The sequence below is a fragment of the Streptomyces sp. NBC_00667 genome (genome assembly GCF_036226825.1).
Taxonomy (GTDB): domain Bacteria; phylum Actinomycetota; class Actinomycetes; order Streptomycetales; family Streptomycetaceae; genus Streptomyces.
Genome location: NZ_CP109022.1, coordinates 5,514,064 through 5,535,943, shown reverse-complemented (window position 1 = coordinate 5,535,943; position 21,880 = coordinate 5,514,064). Strand labels below are relative to the sequence as shown.

Sequence of the window (21,880 nt, the reverse complement as noted above, 5' to 3'; positions counted from 1 at the left end):
GCTGAGGAGAACGAGCCCGATGAGCCTGTACGACATCCCGCTGACCACCCTGTCCGACGAGCCCACCAGCCTGGCCGCCTACAAGGGCAAGGCGATCCTGCTGGTGAACACCGCCTCCCAGTGCGGCCTCACCCCGCAGTACTCGGGGCTGGCCCGGCTGCAGTTCGCGTACGAGGAGAAGGGCTTCACCGTCATCGGCGTGCCCTGCAACCAGTTCGGCGGCCAGGAGCCGGGCTCCGCGGACGACATCCAGACGTTCTGCGCGGCGGGCTTCGGCGTGACCTTCCCGATGCTGGAGAAGTCCGAGGTCAACGGCGAGAACCGGCACCCGCTGTACCAGGAGCTGGTGAAGACCCCGGACGCGGACGGGGAGGCGGGGGACATCCAGTGGAACTTCGAGAAGTTCCTGATCTCCCCCGCCGGTGAGGTCGTGGCGCGCTTCCGTCCGCGCACCGAGCCCGAGGCGCCCGAGGTGATCGCGGCGATCGAGGCGCAGCTGCCGGCCTGATCACCTCGGCGGTCCCGGCCCTGGCCCCGGCCGGGCCGTGGCCCGGGCCGGGGTCGGGTCGGGGCCGGGCTCAGCGGAGGTCGGCCTCGTCGTACTCCGCCGTCGAGCCGGCCTCGGTGAGCTCCCGCAGCTCCACCCGGCGGATCTTGCCGGACACGGTCTTCGGGAGCGGGCCGAACTCGATCCGGCGGATCCGCTTGTACGGGGACAGCACCGCCCGGGAGTGCGCGAAGAGCACCCGGGCCGTCTCCTCCCCCGGCTCCCAGCCGGCGGCGAGCGTGACGTACGCCTTGGGGACGGCGAGCCGCACCGCGTCCGGGGCCGGGACGACGGCCGCCTCGGCGACGGCCTCGTGCTCCAGCAGGGCGCTCTCCAGCTCGAACGGGCTGATCTTGTAGTCGGAGGCCTTGAAGACGTCGTCCGAGCGGCCCACGTAGGTGAGGTGGCCCTCGGCGTCGCGCGAGGCAATGTCGCCGGTGCGGTAGAGACCGCCCGCCATCGCCTCGGCCGTCCGCTCGGGGTCGTCGCGGTAGCCCGTCATGACCCCGGCGGGCCGGGTGCGCAGGTCCACGCAGACCTCCCCCTCGTCGGGGGACTCCTTGCCGGTGACCGGGTCCAGGAGCACGATCTCGTAGCCGGGCGCCGGACGGCCCATCGAGCCGGGCCTGACCGGGGCGCCCGGGAAGTTCCCGATCTGCAGGGTGGTCTCGGTCTGGCCGAATCCGTCGCGGACGGTCACGCCCCAGGCCTGGCGGACCTTCTCGATGACCTCCGGGTTCAGCGGCTCTCCGGCGGCGACGGCCTCGCGCGGCGGGTTGCGCAGCAGGCCGAGGTCGGACTGGATCAGCATCCGCCAGACGGTCGGCGGGGCGCAGAAGGTGGTGACGCCGCCGCGGTCCATCTCCGCCATCAGCCGCTCGGCGTCGAAGCGGGTGTAGTTGTACACGAACACGGTCGCGCCCGCGTTCCAGGGCGTGAAGAGGTTGGACCAGGCGTGCTTGGCCCAGCCGGGCGAGGCGATGTTGAGGTGGACGTCGTCGGGGCGCAGTCCGACCCAGTACATGGTGGACAGGTGCCCGATCGGGTACGACGCGTGCGTGTGCTCGACCAGCTTGGGACGGGCGGTGGTGCCGGAGGTGAAGTAGAGCATCAGGGGGTCGTCGGCCAGGGTCTCGCCGTCGGGCGTGAACCCGCTGTCCGCCTGGTACATGTCCTCCAGGCGGCGCCACCCGGTGGGCACCTCGTGTCCGGCGGCGATACGGGTGTAGGTGCCGGGCACCTCGTCGAACTTGCCGGTGTCCTCGGCGCGCACGATGACGTGGCGCACCTGCCCGCGCTCGACGCGGTCGCGCAGGTCCGCCGCGCCGAGCAGCGGGGTGGCGGGGATGACGACCGCGCGCAGTTTCATCGCGGCGAGCATCACCTCCCACAGCTCGCGCTGGTTGCCGAGCATCAGCAGGATCCGGTCGCCGGCGCCGACGCCCTGGTCGCGCAGCCAGTTCGCGGCCGAGTCCGAGCGCACGGCCAGCTCCCCGAAGGAGACCCCCCGGCTCGTGCCGTCCTCCTCGACGATCCGCAGGGCGTCGGCGCCGTTCCCGGTGGCGATGTGGTCGAACCAGTCCAGGGCCCAGTTGAAGCGCTCGGGGCGGGGCCAGGTGAAGCCGGCCCGGGCGGCTTCGTAGTCCCCGCGGCGGTCGAGCAGGAAGTCGCGGGCGGCCAGGAACTGTGCGGTGGCGCTGTTCTCCGTCATGGGGGAATCGTGCCGCGTGGCGCTGTGGATCACTAGGCCGACGTCAGCCCCGGATTGACCCGAAGCGGATGCGGCCGGCTCCGGCGGGGACCTCCTGCGTTCCCGGACCCGTCCCCATCTGCGCGAGGAGCCGCTCCCCCTCGGCGGCGATCTCCTCCTCGGCCGCCTGCGGCACCGGGTCGAACAGCTCGACGGTGAGCACCCCCGCCTCCGCTGTCCAGAGCCCGGCGAGGCATCCGTCGAGGAGGAGGGTGCGGTGGGCCTGGTTGCCCGACCAGCTGCGCCCCTTGAGCCGCGGGGGGACGACGCGGGCGCGGTCGGCGTGCGAGAGCAGGAGGTTGTCGAACTCGGGGAGGAAACGGGGCGGGGCGGGGGTGTCGGGGGCGGGGCGGGGTGCGTCGGGAAGGTCGAACAGCTCGACGCCGTTCTCGTCCCGGAAGACGACCAGGCGCGGCCGCAACCGCTCGAAGGCCTCCCGCAGCCGGGTCAGGCCCGCCCAGGTCTGCATGTCCTTCACGGAGGCGGGTCCGAAGGCGCCGAGGTAGCGCAGCACCACGTCGTCCAGGCGCTGGGGCTCCCCGGCCGGCCGGCCGAGCCAGTGCTCGGCGGTGGTGAGCCGGACCTGGCCGCTGCGGCCCCACACGCCGCGGGGCGTGACCTGTACGAGCGGGAGCCGGCAGCGGGCGGCCACGGACAGGGCCTGCGGGTCGGCGCCCGGCCAGTGGGTGAGGAGTTCCTCCCGGATCTCCCCCATGGTGCGCGGCTCGGCTTCCACGAAGTCCCGCGCGGTCCGCGCCAGCCGGTCCAGGTCGACTCCGGTGAGCCCGGAGCGGAAGTTGCCGAGCTCCCGGTCGCGGGCCTCCTGGACGAGCGGCCGGAGGGTGAGGGCGTCGTGCGCGGTGTGGGTGTGGAGGGTGGAGCGCATGGTGACCATGCGGACCACTTCCCGGGACTCCATCAGTGCGGCGAGCTCCGCGGGGCGGAAGCCGGCGAGACGGGCGTGCAGCTGGAAGTAGGGCGGCCGGACGTTCTGCGCCTGGAGCCCGACGAGGTGCGAGACGGCGTCGGCCGCGGGCATCGGCGTGCGGTGCAGCAGCAGCTGGCGCGCGAGCGTGGCACGGCTCAGTGCACGGGCGCCGAGGACCGGGTGGGTGGTCGATGAGGCCATGACCGCACGCTAACGCGGCTCGCGGACACCCTCTGTCCGCGACTTCCACGGCGGCCACCCCCTTTGCCCGTATATCGTGCTCTTCGCCCATGGAAAATCGCTCACCTCGGGAGCTGACTGCGATGCCGGAGCGCCCAGACCGCCGCCCCACGCCGCGCACGGGCCGACCGCGGCCCTCCGCGCCGACGCCGTCGGACCACCGCAGCGTGGTCGACTCCGCGGTCTACCGCGACGGCCGCCGCGTGGCCTCCCCCGCCACCCTGGCCGACACCTTCCGGCAACTGCGCGAACAGCCCGACGGCATGGCCTGGATCGGCCTGCACCGCCCGACCGAGTCCGAACTCCACTCCCTGGCCGCCGAGTTCAACCTCCACCCGCTGTCCGTCGAGGACGCCCTGGAGGCCCATCAGCGCCCCAAGCTGGAACGTTACGGCGACACCCTCTTCGTCGTCCTGCGCGCCGCCCGTTACCTGGACGCGCCGGAGGAGGTGGAATTCGGCGAGCTCCACGTCTTCGTCGGCCAGGACTTCCTCATCACGGTCCGCCACGGCGCGGCCCCCGACCTGTCCGCGGTCCGCCGCCGCATGGAGGCCGCCCCGGAACTGCTCTCCCTGGGCCCCGAGGCCGCCCTCTACGCCATCCTCGACGCGGTGGTCGACGGCTACGCCCCGGTGGTGGCCGGAGTCCAGAACGACATCGACGAGATCGAGACCGAGGTCTTCCGCGGCGACCCCGAAGTCTCCCGCCGCATCTACGAACTCTCCCGCGAGATGGTCGAGTTCCAGCGCGCCACCCGCCCGCTGGTCGGCATGCTCCACGGCCTGATGGCCGGCTTCGCCAAGTACGGCACGGACGAGGAACTCCAGCGCTACCTCCGCGACGTCGCCGACCACGTCACCCACACCAGCGAACGCGTGGACGGCTTCCGCCAGGCCCTGACCGAGATCCTGACGGTCAACGCCACCCTGGTCTCCCAGCAACAGAACGCGGAAATGCGCGCCCTGGCCGAAGCCGGCTTCGAACAGAACGAGGAGATCAAGAAGATCTCCGCCTGGGCCGCCATCCTCTTCGCCCCCACCCTGGTCGGCACCATCTACGGCATGAACTTCGAGACCATGCCGGAGCTCCACTGGGCGGCGGGCTACCCCTTCGCCCTCCTCCTGATGGCAGTCGTCTGCGTCAGCCTCTACGTCATCTTCAAGAAGCGCGACTGGCTGTAACGACCCACCTCACGCGCTTCATCGACCGAGCGCAAGCGAACCATGGCTCACGCCCCCAGCGGCCCGGTGGGAGAATTTAGCGAGAATGCGCGGCAAGGGGTCGCGGACTCCGCATCGTCGCCTCAACGGGCGCGGCGCCCGGCGCAGTCGTCGCTGACCGCGCTCCGCAGGAACTGGCCGTTCGGGAGGGGGTTTTCTCCCGACCGACTTCGGGACCGGCTGACGGGAGGCTGCGGCCGCGGGACGGACGCAATGCGCGCGATCAGTCCGCGTCAGCGCTCCAGGACGGCGTCGAGGTGTTCTTGCACCGGCTCGAACAGACGGTACGGGATGTACTCAGAGATGTCGGCGTGGGCCACCCACGCGAGTTCGGCCAGCTCGTCGGTGTCCACGACATGCGCGTGGCCGTCGGCTACCTCACAGGCGGTGTACGACATCGAGCGGCCGGTGTCAGGGTGAATCCGCTCCCCGAGCAGCTTCAGCGCCTGCACGGTGAGACCGGTCTCCTCCAGGGTCTCGCGTACAGCGGCCTCCTCCCGGGCTTCGCCCGGCTCAACCGCACCGGCGGGGAACTGCCAGGAGAGCCGGCGCCCCTCGCTGACCCGACGCCGCACGATCAGCACGCGGCCTTCGTGCACCACGACGGCCGCTGCGATGGCCGGTCGACACTCAGCGTTCTGCTGCTCCACGTTGCTCCTCCAGGTCGGGTGGCCGACCGCCCCGAGGGGCGATGCCGGCACGGTCACTGCGGCTCGGCCCCAGCACGGAGGAGCGGCGCGAGCAGATCGACCGCTTCCCTCCAGGGGAAGCGGTCCGCCCCGCCGCCGGACTTCGGACGGTGGGGCTCGTAGCTGCCGATCAGCACGCCCATCTTCCGGAGCTCGTCGATGCTGCGCCGGTAGGCACGGTGGGCGGCGAGCGCGGTGTTCACGTAGGGCAGCAGGACCGTGGGAACGCCCATGCCGGGGGCTTCGCAGAGGATGCCGAGGGCCAGGTTGTCGGCGAAGCCCGCTGCCCACTTGTTGACCGTGTTGAACGTGGCCGGCGCGACCGCGATGGCATCGGCCCGCGGGTACGTCCGTGCCTCGCCGGGCGAGCGCCAGGCGGACCGGACCGGGTACCCGGTCTGCTCCTCGATCGACAGGGTGTCGAGGAACTCGACACCCTGCGGGGTGGCGATGACCCCGACCTCCCAGCCCCGTTCCTGCGCCGCGGTGATGAGTCTGCCAACGTCGCCGGCGATGCCGGCGGCACACACGACGACGTACAGGAAGGGCTTGGACTGCGGCTCGGTCACGCGGGTACTCCCAGTCGGCGGCTGAAGTGGTGGAGCTCCGGCAGCGTACGTCGGCGGTCCCGCGCGGCCATGTCGGCGACCAGCTCGCGGACGGCGGGACGGCGTACGTCCTGGGCGGCGCAGGTCTCGGCGATCCGCAGGGCCTGGTAGCCGTCGGCCAGGCGGCCCTGCTGGGCGTAGGCGCGGGCGGCCTCGATCCAGAGTGCGGCGCGGCGCTCGGGGATGGGGATGTGGCGGTGCATGAGCGGGCGGGCCGCGTCGAGGGCGATGCCCGCGTCGCCGAAGGAGACCGCCGCGCTGATCCGGTGCAGGGTGACGTTCGTCGGGCTGAAGATGGCCCAGGCGTCCGGCCGGTCCAGAGCGACGTACCGGGCCACCTCCTCCGCTTCGGCGAGGAACTCCCCCGTGGCTGCACGATCGTCCGCGCGGCTCGCGGCCGTGGCTCCGCGCAGCAGGAGCAGCCCGAGGACGGCGAGGTGGTGCGGGGAGCGACGGTCGTACGAGCCGGTGAGCTGCGAAGCGGTGTGCTGGATCAGTGTGACGGCCTGGCCGGCGTGCTTCTCGCGGACGAGGACGTGCGCGTGGAGCCTGACACTGGCGGCGAGGACGAGGGGGTCACCGAAGCGCTCGGCCTCCGCCACGGCTCGCCCGACGGCCAGCCAGGCCGTTCCTGCATCCCCCTGCTTGAGGAAGAGGCTGGCCGAGGTCTGGTAGGCCGTGGCGAGGAAGCGGGACACCTCCTCGGGCCGTGACGAGCTGCCGAGGGCATGGCGCAGATCCGTGATCAGTCCGGGAAGCGTGCGCTCCAGCTCCGCGTAGTCGCACGTGGTCAGCAGCCTGCGAATGGCGGTGGCACGTAGGTGGAGCCGGTCCGTCGAGGCCGGCTCCGTCGTCGGGGTGGCGAGCACGCCGGGCAGGAGGGCCTGGACCAGCGCCGGGTGCGCGGCGGGCACGGGGGCGGTCAGCGCGGTGACACCGGCGGCGAGGAAGGTACGGCGGCGCATGTCGTCTGTCTCCGGATCGGGGGACTTGGCTTCCCGGGCGGCCTCAGCGAGCCCGAGGTGGGCCGGCGGGATCCGCAGCACCTGGGCGACTTCGCGGAGGACCCGGATGTCGTCGGTTCCGCGGCCGCCCTCCAGGCGGCTGATCTTCGACTGGTGATAACCCAGTTCGGCAGCCACGTCCGCTTGTGTGCGGCTCTGTAAGACCCTTGCCCGGCGGATCAGCGCACCGACGCGGTGTGCCTCGCCCTGTGTGTCGGCCATCTGCGCCACGGCCCCTTCTGCCGAGACCGATCCTGCCTGCTCAACCGAGCCTATCGGTAGGGAAATTGCGCGCCATGCAGAAGCTGCATGAACGATGCACGACCTGCGTGCTCCGTCGCGGGCTGCCCCCTCGGCCCGCTTGCCTGGTGGAACCGCACCCATCCAGGAGGCCGCCCATGGAAGTGCACGAGGTCACCCTGCCGGTGACGGGTACGCCGGAAGGCGCCGCCCGCGCACGGCGCACGCTGATGAACGAGGTCAGTGGCTGGCGCCGGAGCGCGGTCACCGACGACCTACACGGAGCGGAGACGGTGGCGGGCGAGCTCCTGGCCAACGCCGTCCGGCACGGAGGCCCCGGGACCGCATCCATCACAGCTCGCCTGCGCGGCGACCGGCTGCGTTTCGAGGTCCGCGACCAGAGCTCGGCCGTCCCCCGGAAGTGCGCCGTCCACCCGGAGGCCGAGCACGGCAGGGGTCTGTTGATCATTGCCGCCCTCGCCGACGAGCACGGCGTCGAACGAGGCTCCTCGGGCAAGTCCTGCTGGGCCGAATTCGACCTCGCCGCCCCGCCCGGACCACCCCACGGCCTCCGCCCTCCCCAATCCTCCCGACCAAAGGAGTTGATCGTGGCACTCACCCGCGCTTCGGCCTCGAACGCCGAAGTGATCGCCGTACGCCCCGGCAGCCCGCTCGTCGGCTCCGTCATCGTCGACGGCTCCAAGAACGCCGCCCTTCCCCTGCTGGCGACCGCGGCGGCCGTACGTCGGAACGTCCAGCTGGAGAACGTTCCGGCCAGCGCCGACGTCCAGGCGATGGTGGCCCTCCTCCACGGGACCGGCTGGCACGTGGCGCAGGCCGTCGGACGGCCGGACACCTTGCTCGTCATGGCCCCCGAGCACCCGTCTGCCGCGCCCGACCTGAGCGGCGCCTCGGCCATCCGGGCCTCGTACTACCTGGTGCCCGCCCTCCTCGCCCTACGGGGCAGCGCCCGGCTTCCCTGGCCCGGCGGCTGCCGGATCGGGCAGCGCGGGATGGAACTGCACTTCAAGGTGTACGAGGCGTTCGGGGACCACGTCACCGTCCGGGATGCCGGGTATGCCGTGGAGGCTGGCGGGCAGGGCAGCGGCGGCACGGTCTCGCACGCGCTGCCCTTCCGGTCGCGCGGCGCGACGATCGCCGCCGTGCTGCGGGCGGTCGTCGCCGACCGGGCGCTGCGCCTGGGACTCCCGAACCTCTCACCGGAGGTCTTGGCCGTGCTCGACGCGCTGCGCTCGGTGGGTTGGCAGGCCAAGGTGAATGACCGAGTCCTCGCCCTCGATCCGGCATCCACGCCCACCGACAAGATTCCGGCCTGGCGCGTGCCTGGCGACAAGATCGAGGCGGGGACGCTCGCCTGTGCCGTCGCCGCCACCGGCGGCAAGGCCCGGATCGACGGCATCCACGGCCGGGACCTCGTGCTGTTCCAGGCAACGCTCCAGCAGCTGGGCATCCCCACATCGGTGCGGGACGAGACGCTCCTCGTCGACGCCAGCAACGCCAACCCGACGGGCCGGCCACTGCGGGCCATCGCCACCCTCGCACCCAGGGGCCTGGACGCGGACTTCGAGCCGCCGCTGATGGCCCTCGCCCTGGGCCGGCCCGGCACCCACCTGTTCGCCGACTCGATCAACCCCGGCCGTCACGGCAACCTCCTGCCCCAGCTGGCGAGGCTCGGAGCCGACATCGAGGAGATCTCACCCACCGAGTGCCGCCTGACCGGTCCCCAGCGCCTCACCGGAGCCGGTGTTGAAGCCACGGACATCCGCACCGGCTCCGCCCTCATGGTGGCCGCCCTGACCGCCCGCGGGATCACGACCCTCGGCGGAGTCGACCAGCTGCGCCGGGGCCACGCCGACCTACCCGGCAAGCTCCTCCAGCTCGGCGCCGACATCTGCGAGGTCGCCCCGTGACCGCGAGCCGAACGATCCAACGGATCCTGGCCACCACGGACGTCCACTCCTCCCTCGGCGCCGACGCCTCCTTCCTCGGCCACCTCCACGAGGCACGGTCGGACAGCCTGCTCGTGGAATGCGGCGACTTCTTCGAGGGCACCGGCTACTACCAGCTCGGCCAGGGAGAGCTCGAACGGGACGTCCTGCTCGGCCTGTACGACGTCATCGCCCCCGGAAACCACGGCTGGACGCACTACTTCGAGCCCGCGCTGCACCAGCGGACCGTATGCGCGAACACAGTCGACGACTCGACCGACAACCCGCTGTTCCGGCGGCTCCACGTCGTGAAGATCGGAGGCCGGCGTACGGCCGTCACCGGGGTGATCGGGCTCCAGGCGTTCGACTCGATCCCGGTCGCCCAACGGCTGGGACAGCGGGCCGTCGAGCCGGTGCAGGCCCTGCGCGAGCTGATGCTGGCGCACCACCACGAGGTCGACTCCTGGGTGCTCCTCAGCCACTCCGGCTTCGAGGAGGACCTCGGGCTCGCCGAAGCCTGCCCCTTCCTGGACGTGATCTTCGCGGGCCACTGCCACAGCGGTCACACGGGCCCCACCCACATCGGCCGCACCCTCGTCCTGAAGGGCCGCGAGCTCGGCGTCGGCTACGCAGTCGCCACGCACGCCCCCGACCGCTGGGTCGGCCGGACCGCCCTCTTCTCTGACACCGCGGACACCACCCCATCCGTCCTGCCGCCCGAGCTGGCCTCCGTACGGGACCGGATCGCGGCGTTCGACGCACAGCTGGCCGAGCCGCTGGGCCGGATCGCGGAACCGTACCGGAACGAACAGCTCGATCGCCGGGCCCTGGTCCAAGACGTGGCCGACCGGCTCCGGAGCGGCCTGGGCAGGGACGCCGTCGTCCTGAACGAGACCGCCCTCCGCACCACGGTCCTGGGAGAAGTCCTGACCACAGGCGATCTGCTGACCATCGAGCCGTTCGCGAACTCCCTGGTCGAGGCCCGCATCGCACCGGCCCACCGCCACGACACCGAAGCCCTCCTCAGCCACCTCACCGAGCGGGTCGGACCGCTCATCACCTCTCCCGACCCGCTTCCGGCTGGCCTGACGAACGTGCTGACCACCGACTACCTGGCCGACAGCTGCCTGGGCGGCCGGCCCCGTCCCGCCGGCCTCAGCCTGGGCTCCGCGATCCGGAGCACCCTCACGAACGGAGACGACCAGTGATCCTGACCGGTCCGGAAATCATCTCCGCCTCGTGCGACGGGCGGCTGCGCATCGACCCCTTCTCCTCCTCCCAGGTCAACCCGAACAGCTACAACGTCCGCCTCGGGCCTACCCTGTTGACCTACACCGACGACGTCCTCGACTCCCACCGCCCCAACCGCACCCACCGCATCCAGGTCGGCAAGGACGGCCACACCCTGCAGCCGGGCGAGCTGTACCTCGGACACACCATGGAGGAAGTGGGCTCGGCCCGCTTCGTCCCGCTGCTCTTCGGCCGGTCCTCCGTGGGCCGGCTCGGACTCTTCGTCGAAATCACCGCGCCCATCGGCGACATCGGCTTCCACGGGCAGTGGACGTTGATGCTCACCCCGACCCGCCCCGTCCGCGTCTACGCCGGGATGAAGATCGGGCAGATCATGTTCTTCGTCTCCGAGGGCGCCATCGACCTGTACACGGGCAAGTACCAGGCCTCCGACGGGCCTCAGCCCTCCGCCTACTGGCGGGACGTCGACCCCTCGGCGGTGACGTCGTGATCCTGACCGGACCGGCCATCGCCGCCGCCCGCGACGCGGGCCACATCACCATCGACCCGTACGACCCCGGCCGCCTCTCCCCCAACGCATACGACTGGCGCCTCGGCAGCACCCTCCGCATCTGCCAGGGCGACTTGGACGCCGCCGCCCCCACCGCCTTCCGCGAACTCACCCTCCCCGACGACGGTTACGTCCTCGAACCCGGCAACCTCTACCTCGGCCACACCCTGGAGCGGACCGGATCCGAGACCTACGCGCAACTCCTCAACGGCGACCGGACCACCGGCTGCCTCGGCATCTGGGTCCACGTCTCCGCGCCCCTCGGCCACCAGGGCCACGCCATCCGCTGGACCCTGGAGATCAGGGCCACCCGCCCCGTGCGCATCCGGCCCGGCATGACGTTCGGCAAGCTCGTCTTCCTCAGCACCCACGGCACGCCGGCCAGCTACCAGCAGCACGGCCTCAAGTACCGCACCAGCGAAGGCATCGAGATCTCCCGCCTCTACGAGGAGAACCCCGGAGGCCGCCGGTGAACCGCCTCGTCGCCACCGCCCTAGACCTCACCTACCCGAGCCCCGGCGGGAGCGTCGAGCTCTTCCTCGACCTCTACACCGGCGAGCGGCCCGCCGTCCCCGCCCGCGCCTTCATGCTCGCCCCCGACGGGCCCCGCCCCCGGACACCCGTCGGCCTCGACCTCCTCCACGCCACCGGGAAGTGCATCGGCGGCGACCGCTTCAACCGGTACGTCACCCACCTCCGTCACGCCCTCACGGCCGCCGTCGACCCGCAGCAGATCAGCGTGTTGCACCTCCACCACCTGGCCTTCGGCGCCACCCCTGCCCTCCTGCGCGCCTTCCCCCGCCACCCCCGCATCGCGTTCGTCCACGGCACCGACCTCCTGTACGCCGAGAACCACAGCACCCAGCTCCGCGTCCTGCGCGAGGCAGCGACCGCGGCCGACGCGATCGTCGTCCCCACCCACGCGATGACCGACCGTCTGCTCAAGCTCGCCCCCAAGACCGACCAGCGCAAGATCGAGAAGATCCCGTGGGGTGTCCCCGACCAGCTCCTGACCGCTCCCCCGCCCCGACCCGCACGACGCCGCACCAGCCACCTGCGCGTCCTCTTCGCAGGCCGCGTGAGCTCCGAGAAGGGCCTCGAACCCCTTCTCCAAGCCGTCGCGGCCACGCCCTCCATCGAACTGAGCGTCGCCGCACCCCGGACCCAGTTCCAGGACCTCGTACCGGTCATCCGCCAGCACGGCGTCCACGTCCGCTACCTCGGCTGGTTCCGTCGACGGCAACTGTGGAAGGTCTTCGCCGACCACGACGTCCTGGCCGTGCCCTCCACCACCCTGGAGGCCATGGGCCTCGTCGCCCTCGAAGCCCAGGCCTGCGGCCTCCCCGTCCTCTACCAACCCGTCCCCGGCCTCACCGAGGCCCTCGCCGGCACCGGCATGTCCACCGACTTCACCACCCCAGCCACCGCGGCCCACGACCTCAAGCGCCTCCGCACCACACCGGGCCTGCTCGAACTGCTCCGCGCGGCCGGCCGCACCAACGCCGCCCGCTTCCCCCTCAGCGCCACCGCCTCGGCCATCACCGACCTGGGCCAACGGCTCACCTGACACCACCCGTGGCGCAGTCGGGCCAGCCCCGGCTACGTCACTAGGCTGGCCAGCGGACCACCCGCGGCCGTACGACGATCGGGAGACCATGACCACGCCCTCCACCGCCCGGATCGAAGACCTCCTGCAGACCGGCGTACGCGAGGAGGTCTACCCCGGCGCGGTCTGGGCGGTCGGGGACGCCGACGGCATCCGTGCGAGCGGAGCCGCTGGCCTCCTCGACCCCGACCGGCCCGACGAGCCCATGCGGCTGGACACCGTCTTCGACGTGGCCAGCCTCACCAAGATCCTCGCCGTCTGGTCCACGATCGGCACTCTCGCCGAAGAGGGCAAGCTCGACCTCCACGCCCCTCTGGGCACCTTCTGGGACGAGGTCGCCGGCCACCCCCTGGCCCGGGCCACGGCCCACCACCTCCTGACCCACACCGCAGGCCTGCCCCTCCGCGCCAACCTGAAGAACCTATACGGCACCGACCCCCAGGACATCCGCGACGGCGTCCTCCACGAAGCCCTCCACCGCCCGCCGGGCGAGGCCGTCGAGTACACCGACCGGGCCGCCCTCGTCCTCGGCTACCTCGCCGAGCACCTGTCGGGCCAGCCCCTGGACCGGCTCGCCACCGACCGCGTCTGGCACCCCCTGGGCATGACCCGCACCCGCTTCGGCCCCCTCCCCGCCGCCGAAGCTGCCCGCTGCGCCCCCACCGAGTACGACGAGACCACCGGCACCCACCTCAAGGGCACCGCCCACGACTTCTCCGCCCGCCTCCTCGGCGGCGTCTGCGGCATCGCCGGCACCTTCTCCGTCCTCGACGACCTCGCCCTCTTCCTCCGCCACATGCTCGCCCCCACCCAGGCAGCCTTCGGCCCCACCTGGATCAAGAACTCCCTCCACCTCCAGACCGGCACCCGCACCCCCGCCCGCGGCCTCTTCTGGCACCCCGCCCCCGGCACCGACCCAGCCGAGGACGTCTGGGTCCACTACGGCTTCACCGGCACCGGCATGTGGATCAGCCCCACCCAGGGCCGCTGGGCCGTCCTCCTCACCAACAAACTCCGCTTCAACCGCGACCGCGAACCCCTGACGCAGATCCGCAACGCCTACCGTCTCAGCGCATTCCCGGTGAATGTTCCGAGGATCCAAGCCTGACTGCAGCTGCGTCCGCGTGGTGGCTTACGCAGGCGTCAACTCCCTGAGTGCCCTTTGTAGCGCGTCGCTCATGTTGCGTTGGCTCGAATTGACACGTCACGGCAGCGGTGCGGCGGCCGCCACCCCGACCAGGTCCGGGAGCGCGACCCTGCGGGGTTACCGACTGAACGCTGAGCAAGTTGTCCGGAGGTGGAAACAAGAGGCAGTCGTAGGGGCGTGCCAGCGCCGCGGGACGCCAACGTCCGGAAGGTGATGACCGCCCAACGCAACCGGGACACTGCGCCAGAGCTGGCGCTGCGCCGCGCCCTTCACGCGTTGGGCTTCCGTTACCGCGTGGACCTGCCGATCCCAGGAATGCGGCGTCGGCGCGCTGACGTCACCTTCACGCGCTGGCGGACGGCGGTGTTCGTCCAAGGCTGCTTCTGGCACGCCTGCCCGACACATCAGCACGCTCCGAAGCACAACTCCGAGTGGTGGCGCAGGAAGTTCGACACCAACGTTCACCGGGACGAGGAGACCGACGCGCACCTCGCGCTCCTGGGCTGGCTACCACTCCGCATCTGGGAGCACGAAAGCGTGGACGGTGCTGTTCGGCGCGTGACGGCGGCCCTCGCCACCCGGGGCCATCCCCTCGCCCTGCGGCTGGACGCCCGGGACGTCGACACGTGACGTCAGGCCGGAACAGCACCGCCACGTACGACGGCGTCATCGCCCTGACTAGGACGGTACGGCTCCCGCTGAAGCACCCGGTTCGTCTGCCGCTGACGGGTGCACGTACCTGCCCTCATTGAACGGGGTGAACCAAGCATCGAACGACATGGGCACCACCCCCAGGGTGGAGCCGACCACGCTCTCATCGATGCCGTCCATCGAATCGTCGTACAGCCACTCGTGGTCCATGTCCTCGTACACGCTGTCGGCGAAGGTCGCGAGGGCAGCCGAAACGCCCTCTTCGAGGAGTCCGAACAGCTCGAGGTTCGCATTCGCCTGACGCAGCAGCAGTCTCAGGGCCAGCTCTTCGGCGATGCAGCTCAGCTGGCCGAAGTTCCCCGCCGTGAACCGGGTGGTCATGGCGATCACTGTCACCAGGAAGCGGCGGGCGAATCGGGTGTCGTACTGCAGGGCGTACCTCTCGGGCAGGTCCTCCAGGTGCCACAGGGAGCCGTCGCACTCTCCGATTGTGCTCTCCTCCCCTTCCAGGGTGTGCACGTCTTCGAACAACTCGTCGATCAGGACATCGATGGCGTAGACCAGGGCGCCGGCAGCCAAGCGAGCGTCCTCGGACGATACGACGGAGTCCCAATCGTTGCCGTCCTCGCCCTCGAGGTCATCTGGTCCACCAAACATGACGGGCGGGAAGGAACGCAGCTCGTCTGCCAATACGAGCATCCGGGCACGCACTTCCTCGGCCTTCGACTGAGCGTCGTATTCGCTTCCCTCGACAGCCGGGGGTGGTTCGGAATGACGTGCTTTCCGGGCCGCGGGATCGTCTGGCGGAACGTCGGGGCCGTCAGCCCCAGTGAGGCTCTCCTGGGCGAGCTCCGGATGCAGGTCGACCTCGCACCGTTTCACCTCCCAGTCCGCGAGCAGTTCGGACCGCATCAGCACCTCGCCCACCACTTCCCGGACCGCGTCCTCCGCGAACTCGAGCGCCTCGGCGTCGACGAACACCTTGAGCACTGCCCCGCTCGGGTGTACGGCAACGATCGTGTCGAGGAGGTCCACCTCCATGCCGTCTGGTCCCTCGATGCCGTCGATCGAAGCTAAGCCGTTCTCGATCAGCGCCACCGCTCCGGCACGCTGCAGCGGATCCATCGCCGACGCGCCTTCCGGGCTACAGATGTCTGCCGTCACTACGTACGTCACGCCTCCGAGCCTGGCAGACGGAACTGAGGTACGGGGCCAGAACCGGCTCGATCGTGGACCCCGTCGCACACCGCCAGCACCCTAGACATCATCGGCCATCAGCACCGAAGGGGGTTCCCAGACCTCTAATTTGTTCGAGCGGTGGTGACCATGCATCGCATTAAGCGCCTACTTATCGCTCCCCTGGACCCACACCCTTGCCCTGGTCGGCACCATCTACGGCATGAACTTCGAGACCATGCCGGAGCTCAAGTGGACGGCGGGCTACCCCTTCGCCCTCCTGCTGATGGCAGTCGTCTGCGTCAGCCTCTACGTCATCTTCAAGAAGCGAGACTGGCTGTAGGAGTCAGCCGACCCCTCACGCACCAACGGGAGGGGCACCGGCAGCGGTAGCCCGTCAGGCATGCACAAGGCCATCCGCCATCACCAGCCGAACGCGGCGCAGCGCCTGGAGATCGCTCAGGGGATCACCCTCGACGACCAGGAGGTCCGCGCGGAGGCCGGGAGCAGGCGCCCCGCTCGGTGTGCTCCGGCCGGCGCCCGCGCGGGCAGCGGGCCGGGCGTCGGACGCGGCGATCAGCTGGACGACCCCGCCCGACTACGTCCGCGACACCCCTGCTGCCCGCCATGGCGTAGGGCGCGGCAGAGTCGGGCCGACCGGTGCCCCGCATGGTCACCGTCCTGCACGCCGCCGTCGACCGCCCCGGACGCCACGCCTACCGGCTCGCCTTCGCAGCGGCCCACATCCATATCGCCGGTCCGCACTACTGCGCATGCTGCGCCGCGCCGGCCTGCGCGTCCACCACGCCGCCCGGGCCTCGGCGCCCGCGCCCTAGTCGACTCGGGAGTCTTCCTCTACGGCACGCCCGGGAACGTCGCCGCACAGCCGGCCGAATTCGATCGGGCGGGGGTGGACGAAGTTGTCGTCAACGTCTCGGGAGTGTATTCCGAGCATGGCCGACCGGACGCGGTACGGGACCTCCAGGAGATCCTCGCGGCCTTCCCGGAGGCGACGAACTGAACCATGAACGGGTACGAGAGGCAGAGGCATCACCGCGTGCCGCCCTCCCGCACGCGGTGAGGAGAGGCAGGACGGTGCCCGACGACATCGCCCGATGGCTGAACGAGCACGCCAACCCGTTGAGCACCCTGACCCCCGGCGCGCCGGTGGAGGACCTGGAACCCCTGGGCGAGACACTGCGGGGGACACGGATCGTCGGTCTGGGGGAATCCACCCACGGCACGGGCGAGTTCTTCCGCCTGAAGCACCGCATCGTGGAGTTCCTGGTCTGTGAGGAGGGGTTCACCACCCTCGCCATGGAGGCCAGCCAGTCCGCCGCCCGCGCGCTCGACGCGTACGTCCGTTACGGCACGGGCTCCCCCGAACGGCTCGTCACCAGGCTGGGCTTCTGGACCTGGCGCACCCGCGAGATGGTCGACCTCGTCGAGTGGCTGCGCGCCCACAACCGCGACCTGCCCGAAGGACGCCGGATCCGCTTCATGGGAACCGACCCCCAGCTCTGCGCCGACTCGGTCGAGGCCGTCGCCGCCTTTCTGCGCCGGACGGCGCCCGATCAGGCCGGGCGCATGGGCGCCTTGGACGTGCTGGCGCAGGCCCGCCCGGGCTCGCGTCCGGACCCGGGCAAGGCCCTGTTGCGGCGCGCCGAGGAGATCGCCCGCCTCGTCGCGGACCACGTCGAGCGGTCGGGTCCCGGCGACGACGCCGACGAGGCTCTGGAACACGCGCAGATCCTGGTCCGCGCCGCCGACCTGGTGACCAGGCCCTTCGAAGCCCTGGCCGGCGAGGACGGCGTGCTCGCCGCGCGTGACCGCTACATGGCCGGGGCCGTCGCACAGCTCGTGGACGACGACCCCGAGGCGCGCGTCATGGTCTGGGCACACAACGGGCACATCGCGAAGGGCACGTACGGGCAACAGGTGCCTGCCCTCGGCAGCAGACTCCGCGAACGGTACGGCAACGCCTACTACGCGTTGGCCCTCCTCTTCGGCAAGGGCTCCTTCCTGGCCCGCCGCGGCAACGACCTCCAGCGCCCACCGGCCCGCCACCGCATCGGCACCGGCCTCCGCTCCCTGGAGGCCAGGCTCACGCACGCCGTACCCGGCGACTACTACGCGGACCTCCGCGGCGCGGGTTCCCCCGCCGACGCCGCGCCCTGGCTGCACGCCCCGCACGCGCAGCGCAGCTTCGGCGCCAACGTCCAACGGTTCCTCTACCGCTTGAACACCGCCCCGCTCGTCCCGGCCGAGGACTACGACGGCATCGCGTTCGTGGCACGCTCGACCTGCTCCCACCTGCTGCCCCCGGCGGAGGACCGAGGTTCTCTCACGGCACAGGTCGAGCGCGGCGTTCAGAGTGAGCTGCCACATCGGTTCGGCCCCGGTACCCAATGCCGCAGGGCAGAACCAGACCGGCAGCTGTGCCGGCGCCGGCCCTGGGGTTCAGGGATTGCGGAGCCTCACGGCGCGGAGCTCAGGCGGACGGGGACGGGGCGATCTCGGCGATCAGGGCCTCGATCAGCTGCTTGATCTTGTCGCGGATCGGGCGGACGGCCTCGACGCCCTGGCCGGCCGGGTCCTCCAGCTTCCAGTCCAGGTAGCGCTTGCCGGGGAAGACCGGGCAGGTGTCCCCGCACCCCATGGTGATGCACACGTCGGACGCCTGCACGGCCTCGACGGTGAGGATCTTCGGGGTCTCGGCGGACATGTCGATGCCGACCTCGCGCATGGCCTCGACCGCGGCCGGGTTGACGGAGTCAGCGGGGGCAGACCCCGCCGAGCGGACCTCGACGCGGTCGCCGGCCAGGTGGGTCAGCCAGGCAGCGGCCATCTGGGAGCGGCCTGCGTTGTGGACACAGACGAACAGCACGGAGGGCTTGGACACAGCGGGTCTCTTCTCGCGGGCGGGGCGGGCGCGTATCGGCGGACGATGGCGTCAGCCGTCGCCGATGTGAAAGTATCAGCCCATGATGACGTCAGTCGACACTGATCTGATGAGGGTTCTGGCCGACCCGCTCAGGCTGCAGATCGTGACCTTGCTCGCGCGGGAGACGCTCTGCACGACCCACCTCGTGGAAGAGACGGGTGCCAAGCAGACCAACCTCTCCAACCACCTGAAGGTGCTGCGCGAGGCCGGGGTCGTGGACACGGAGCCGTGCGGGAGGTTCACCTACTACCGCCTGCGCCCGGAAGTCATCGAATCGCTCGCCGGTCGGTTCGCCGACCTCGCCCGGACCGCGCGCGCCACCGCAGGGGCGAACCTCAAGCGGTCCTGCCCCTGACAGGTCGTCCCTTCCGGACAGGTCGTCCCTTCCGGACAGGTCGTCCCCGCCGGACAGGGCGTCCCTTCCGGGTCTTGCCCGACCCGCGCCGCCCGGCAAGATCCGCGTGGGACGGCCCGGCCCGCTCAGCCCCCCTGCCCGAGGAGAACCTGCCTTGACCGCCACCGAGCCCCAGGCCGCCCCGATACCGGCCGACGCTCCCCCACCCGCGCCCGGCGCGGTCCCGCCCCGCAGCCCACTGGTCGCGCGTGCGTCCGCCGAACTGGTCGGCACCGCCGCCCTGGTCGCGATCATCGTCGGCTCCGGCATCCAGGCCACCGAGCTGACCCAGGACGTGGCCCTGCAGCTGTTGGCGAACTCCACCACAACGGTCTTCGGCCTCGGAGTACTGATCACCCTCCTCGGCCCGGTCTCGGGCGCCCACTTCAATCCGGCGGTGACCTTGGCGCAGTGGTGGACCGCCCGGCGCGGGGGCGCGGCAGTCACCGCGCGCGAGCCGGCTGCGTACGTGTCCTCCCAGATCGCCGGCGCCGTTGCCGGTGCGGTCCTCGCGGACGCCATGTTCGGCGAGCCCCTGGTGAAGTGGTCCACGCACGACCGCTCGGGCGGCGGCCTGCTGCTCGGCGAGGTGGTCGCCACGGCCGGGCTGATCCTGCTGGTCTTCGGCCTGGCCGAGACCGACAGGCAGCGCTTCGCGCCCGCCGCCGTGGCCTCGTACATCGGCGCCGCCTACTGGTTCACCTCCTCCACGTCCTTCGCGAACCCCGCCGTGACCATCGGTCGCGCCTTCACCGACACCTTCGCGGGCATCGCGCCGTCGTCGGTGGCCGGTTTCATCGGGATGCAGCTGATCGGTGCGGTCGTGGGGCTGGCGCTGGTCGCGCTGATCTTCCACAAGGCCAAGGACACCGAGGAGTCGTCCGTGGCGTGACGCCGTGCAGGGACGGGGTGAGGGCCGGCTGCGCGGCTCACCCGATCGCGGGGCTCCGGCGTTCCAGCAGGACGACGTCCCGCCACACGCCGTGGTGCCGGCCGATGCGCTCGCGGGTGCCGATGGTCCGGAAGCCGGCCCGCCCGTGGAGGGCGAGGCTCGCGGTGTTCTCCGGGAAGATCCCGCAGTGGATCGTCCAGATCCCGGCCGCCTCCGTGGAGACGATCAGGGCGTCCAGCAGGGCTCGGGCCACGCCCCGGCCGCGGGCGTCGGGGTGGACGTAGACCGAATGCTCGACCACCCCGGCGTACGCGCAGCGGTCCGAGACCGCGCTCGCCGCGACCCACCCCAGCACGGCCCCCGTGTCGTCCAGGGCCACGAAGCGGTGGTCGCCGAGCTTCGCTCCGTCGAACGCCGTCCACTCCGGAGCCCGGGTTTCGAAGGTGGCGTTGCCCTCGTCGATACCGCGTTGGTAGATCCCAAGGACCTCGTCCCCGTGCTCGGCCGTCATGGGTACGAGCCTGAACTCAGCTGCCATGGCCGCCTCCTTCCCCCAGGATGGCCCGGACGGCGTCCGGATGGACCGTCAGACAGGTGCGGTTGACCTCGTGGCGGCGGGTCACGGTGTCAGCAGCCGCCGGAGGAGGCGGGTGCGGCGCCGATGGCGAGGGTGGCCGGTGCCGCGCAACAGCCGCCGCCCTGCCCGGCGGGCTCGGGCTGATCGAAGAGGCCCGCGCCACCGCACACACCCGTCTCGGGAAGGGTGAGTTCGACCCGCTCGGCCGCTTCGCGGTCGCCGGCCAACGCGGCGGCGAGGGAGCGGACCTGCTCGTAGCCGGTGAGGGCGAGGAAGGTCGGGGCGCGGCCGTAGGACTTCATGCCGACGAGGTACACGCCCTCCTCCGGGTGTGACAACTCCTTGGCCCCGTGCGGGTAGACGGTGCCGCAGGAATGGACGTTGGGGTCGATCAGGGGGGCGAGCGCGGTCGGTGCCTGCAGTCGCTCGTCCAGCCCGAGGCGGAGCTCGCCGAGGAAGGAGAGGTCGGGGCGGAAGCCGGTCAGAGCGATGACCTCGTCGACCGGGTCGAGACGCCGCCCGTCCTCGGCGACGAGCACCGGCCGCTGCCCGTCGGCGGCACGCTCGACGGCGGCGGTGCGGAAGCCGGTGACCGCGGTCGCGTACCCGTCCTCCACCGCGGCCTTGGCCGCAAGACCGAGGGCGCCGCGCGCCGGGAGCTGGTCCGCCGCGCCGCCCCCGTAGGTCGAGCCGGTGATCCCGCGCCGCAGGATCCACACCGCATGCGTGCCCGGCGCCTCCCTCGCCACCTCCGCCAGGTAGGCGAGCGCGGTGAAGGCGGACGCCCCGGAGCCGACGACCGCCACGCGCTTGCCGGCGTAACGGGCCCGCACTGCGGGGTCCTTGAGGTCCGGCACCCGGTAGGCGATCCGGCCGGCGGCCGTGCGCTCGCCGAGCGCGGGCAGCCCGTCGGCACCCAGCGGACCCGGCACGGACCACGTACCGGAGGCGTCGATCACCGCGCGGGCCACGATCCGCTCCTCGCCGCCGTCCGCGCGGCGTACGTGGACGGTGAAGGGCTGAGCCTCGCGATCGGCATCGACGATCCGGTCCCGCCCGGCCCGCGCCACCCCGGTCACCTCCACCCCGAACCGCACCCGGTCACCCAGCACGGCGGCGAGCGGCTCGAGGTACCGCTCCGCCCAGTCGCCGCCCGTCGGGTAGGCCGTGCCCTCGGGCCGGACCCACCCCGTGGGCGCGAGGAGCCTCTCCGCTGCCGGGTCCACCACCTCCGACCAGGGCGAGAAGAGCCGCACGTGCGCCCACTCCCGGGCGGCGGCGCCTGCCTGGCGCCCCTTCTCCAGGACCAGTGGGGAGATGCCCCGTTCGGTCAGGTGCGCGGCGGCAGCCAGGCCCACCGGCCCGGCGCCGATGACCACGACGGGTGGGTGGCCGCTCTCGGTGGCGTTCACGACGAGCCCCTCTGTTTCGATGTCTGTCGATGTCTTGGTCAGCATGGCACCGCACTTCGATGAATGTCAACATAGACAGACATCTAAACAAACCCCTGTGGACCT

The 21,880-nt window shown here is 71.5% G+C and carries 21 protein-coding genes and 2 pseudogenes; 14 read left to right on the top strand and 9 right to left on the bottom strand.

Annotated elements, in window-relative coordinates; all coding sequences use genetic code 11:
- The first annotated feature begins 19 nt into the window (after positions 1 to 19).
- Positions 20 to 508, top strand: a complete 489-nt coding sequence (locus tag OHA81_RS25310) for a glutathione peroxidase (protein WP_329199499.1) — start codon at positions 20 to 22, stop codon at positions 506 to 508.
- Between the two features lie 70 nt (positions 509 to 578).
- Here OHA81_RS25310 and OHA81_RS25305 read toward each other — a convergent pair whose 3' ends face one another.
- Positions 579 to 2,258 (bottom strand): AMP-binding protein, encoded by a 1,680-nt coding sequence (locus OHA81_RS25305; protein ID WP_329199497.1) that lies wholly within the window; start codon positions 2,256 to 2,258, stop codon positions 579 to 581.
- 43 nt (positions 2,259 to 2,301) lie between these two features.
- The gene (locus OHA81_RS25300) at positions 2,302 to 3,426 is read right to left on the bottom strand and encodes a winged helix DNA-binding domain-containing protein (protein ID WP_329199496.1); all 1,125 of its coding nucleotides are present in this window, start codon (positions 3,424 to 3,426) and stop codon (positions 2,302 to 2,304) included.
- 122 nt (positions 3,427 to 3,548) lie between these two features.
- Here OHA81_RS25300 and OHA81_RS25295 point away from each other — a divergent pair, with 122 nt between their 5' ends.
- Complete coding sequence (locus OHA81_RS25295; protein WP_329199494.1) at positions 3,549 to 4,646, top strand: magnesium and cobalt transport protein CorA; 1,098 nt, start codon at positions 3,549 to 3,551, stop codon at positions 4,644 to 4,646.
- Positions 4,647 to 4,918: 272 nt separating this feature from the next.
- Here the strand turns inward: OHA81_RS25295 and OHA81_RS25290 are convergent, their stop codons facing one another.
- Genes OHA81_RS25290 through OHA81_RS25280 form a run of 3 tightly spaced genes read right to left on the bottom strand, consistent with a single transcriptional unit; the run spans position 4,919 to position 7,208 of the window.
- Positions 4,919 to 5,335 carry an NUDIX hydrolase gene (locus tag OHA81_RS25290; protein ID WP_329199493.1) on the bottom strand — a complete coding sequence of 139 codons (417 nt, stop codon included), beginning with the start codon at positions 5,333 to 5,335 and terminating at the stop codon, positions 4,919 to 4,921.
- 53 nt (positions 5,336 to 5,388) lie between these two features.
- Entirely contained in the window at positions 5,389 to 5,943 is a 555-nt protein-coding gene (locus OHA81_RS25285; RefSeq protein WP_329199491.1) for a flavoprotein, read from the bottom strand.
- Entirely contained in the window at positions 5,940 to 7,208 is a 1,269-nt protein-coding gene (locus OHA81_RS25280; protein ID WP_329199489.1) for a helix-turn-helix domain-containing protein, read from the bottom strand. The genes OHA81_RS25285 and OHA81_RS25280 overlap by 4 nt, the downstream gene beginning before the upstream one ends.
- 74 nt (positions 7,209 to 7,282) lie before the next feature.
- Here OHA81_RS25280 and OHA81_RS25275 point away from each other — a divergent pair.
- From OHA81_RS25275 to OHA81_RS25240, 8 genes and pseudogenes are all read left to right on the top strand, one after another.
- Positions 7,283 to 7,732 (top strand): annotated as a pseudogene (locus OHA81_RS25275) (ATP-binding protein); the annotation flags it as partial.
- 138 nt (positions 7,733 to 7,870) lie between these two features.
- The gene (locus tag OHA81_RS25270; RefSeq protein WP_329202545.1) at positions 7,871 to 9,157 is read left to right on the top strand and encodes a UDP-N-acetylglucosamine 1-carboxyvinyltransferase; all 1,287 of its coding nucleotides are present in this window, start codon (positions 7,871 to 7,873) and stop codon (positions 9,155 to 9,157) included.
- Positions 9,154 to 10,383: a bifunctional metallophosphatase/5'-nucleotidase gene (locus OHA81_RS25265; RefSeq protein WP_329199488.1), complete on the top strand. Its 1,230-nt coding sequence runs from the start codon at positions 9,154 to 9,156 to the stop codon at positions 10,381 to 10,383. The genes OHA81_RS25270 and OHA81_RS25265 overlap by 4 nt, the downstream gene beginning before the upstream one ends.
- Positions 10,380 to 10,916 (top strand): dCTP deaminase, encoded by a 537-nt coding sequence (dcd, locus tag OHA81_RS25260; RefSeq protein ID WP_329199486.1) that lies wholly within the window; start codon positions 10,380 to 10,382, stop codon positions 10,914 to 10,916. Before OHA81_RS25265 ends, dcd begins: the two co-directional genes overlap by 4 nt.
- Complete coding sequence (locus OHA81_RS25255) at positions 10,913 to 11,449, top strand: dCTP deaminase (RefSeq protein WP_329199484.1); 537 nt, start codon at positions 10,913 to 10,915, stop codon at positions 11,447 to 11,449. Before dcd ends, OHA81_RS25255 begins: the two co-directional genes overlap by 4 nt.
- Positions 11,446 to 12,543, top strand: a complete 1,098-nt coding sequence (locus OHA81_RS25250) for a glycosyltransferase family 4 protein (RefSeq protein WP_329199482.1) — start codon at positions 11,446 to 11,448, stop codon at positions 12,541 to 12,543. Before OHA81_RS25255 ends, OHA81_RS25250 begins: the two co-directional genes overlap by 4 nt.
- A gap of 88 nt (positions 12,544 to 12,631) precedes the next feature.
- The gene (locus OHA81_RS25245; RefSeq protein ID WP_329199481.1) at positions 12,632 to 13,690 is read left to right on the top strand and encodes a serine hydrolase domain-containing protein; all 1,059 of its coding nucleotides are present in this window, start codon (positions 12,632 to 12,634) and stop codon (positions 13,688 to 13,690) included.
- A gap of 189 nt (positions 13,691 to 13,879) precedes the next feature.
- Positions 13,880 to 14,359 carry a very short patch repair endonuclease gene (locus OHA81_RS25240; protein ID WP_329199480.1) on the top strand — a complete coding sequence of 160 codons (480 nt, stop codon included), beginning with the start codon at positions 13,880 to 13,882 and terminating at the stop codon, positions 14,357 to 14,359.
- A 48-nt stretch (positions 14,360 to 14,407) separates the two neighbouring features.
- Here OHA81_RS25240 and OHA81_RS25235 read toward each other — a convergent pair whose 3' ends face one another.
- Positions 14,408 to 15,556 (bottom strand): hypothetical protein, encoded by a 1,149-nt coding sequence (locus OHA81_RS25235; protein WP_329199479.1) that lies wholly within the window; start codon positions 15,554 to 15,556, stop codon positions 14,408 to 14,410.
- A gap of 202 nt (positions 15,557 to 15,758) precedes the next feature.
- On the opposite strand from OHA81_RS25235, the pseudogene OHA81_RS25230 reads away from it, so the two are divergent.
- Together OHA81_RS25230 and OHA81_RS25225 are read left to right on the top strand one after the other, a co-directional pair.
- Positions 15,759 to 15,899, top strand: a pseudogene (locus OHA81_RS25230) (CorA family divalent cation transporter); the annotation flags it as partial.
- A gap of 752 nt (positions 15,900 to 16,651) precedes the next feature.
- Complete coding sequence (locus OHA81_RS25225; RefSeq protein WP_329199477.1) at positions 16,652 to 18,103, top strand: erythromycin esterase family protein; 1,452 nt, start codon at positions 16,652 to 16,654, stop codon at positions 18,101 to 18,103.
- Here the strand turns inward: OHA81_RS25225 and OHA81_RS25220 are convergent.
- Positions 18,048 to 18,404: an arsenate reductase ArsC gene (locus tag OHA81_RS25220; RefSeq protein ID WP_329202543.1), complete on the bottom strand. Its 357-nt coding sequence runs from the start codon at positions 18,402 to 18,404 to the stop codon at positions 18,048 to 18,050. The genes OHA81_RS25225 and OHA81_RS25220 overlap by 56 nt on opposite strands.
- 136 nt (positions 18,405 to 18,540) lie before the next feature.
- On the opposite strand from OHA81_RS25220, the gene OHA81_RS25215 reads away from it, so the two are divergent.
- Both OHA81_RS25215 and OHA81_RS25210 read left to right on the top strand, forming a co-directional pair.
- Positions 18,541 to 18,855, top strand: coding sequence for an ArsR/SmtB family transcription factor (locus OHA81_RS25215; protein WP_329199475.1), 315 nt, complete (start codon positions 18,541 to 18,543; stop codon positions 18,853 to 18,855).
- A gap of 154 nt (positions 18,856 to 19,009) precedes the next feature.
- Positions 19,010 to 19,786, top strand: coding sequence for an aquaporin (locus tag OHA81_RS25210; protein ID WP_329199474.1), 777 nt, complete (start codon positions 19,010 to 19,012; stop codon positions 19,784 to 19,786).
- A gap of 37 nt (positions 19,787 to 19,823) precedes the next feature.
- On the opposite strand, the gene OHA81_RS25205 is transcribed toward OHA81_RS25210, so the two are convergent.
- Positions 19,824 to 20,324 (bottom strand): GNAT family N-acetyltransferase, encoded by a 501-nt coding sequence (locus tag OHA81_RS25205; protein WP_329199473.1) that lies wholly within the window; start codon positions 20,322 to 20,324, stop codon positions 19,824 to 19,826.
- 89 nt (positions 20,325 to 20,413) lie between these two features.
- A complete protein-coding gene (locus tag OHA81_RS25200) occupies positions 20,414 to 21,820 on the bottom strand; it encodes an FAD-dependent oxidoreductase (RefSeq protein WP_329199471.1) in 1,407 nt (468 codons plus the stop codon).
- Between the last annotated feature and the right edge of the window lie 60 nt (positions 21,821 to 21,880).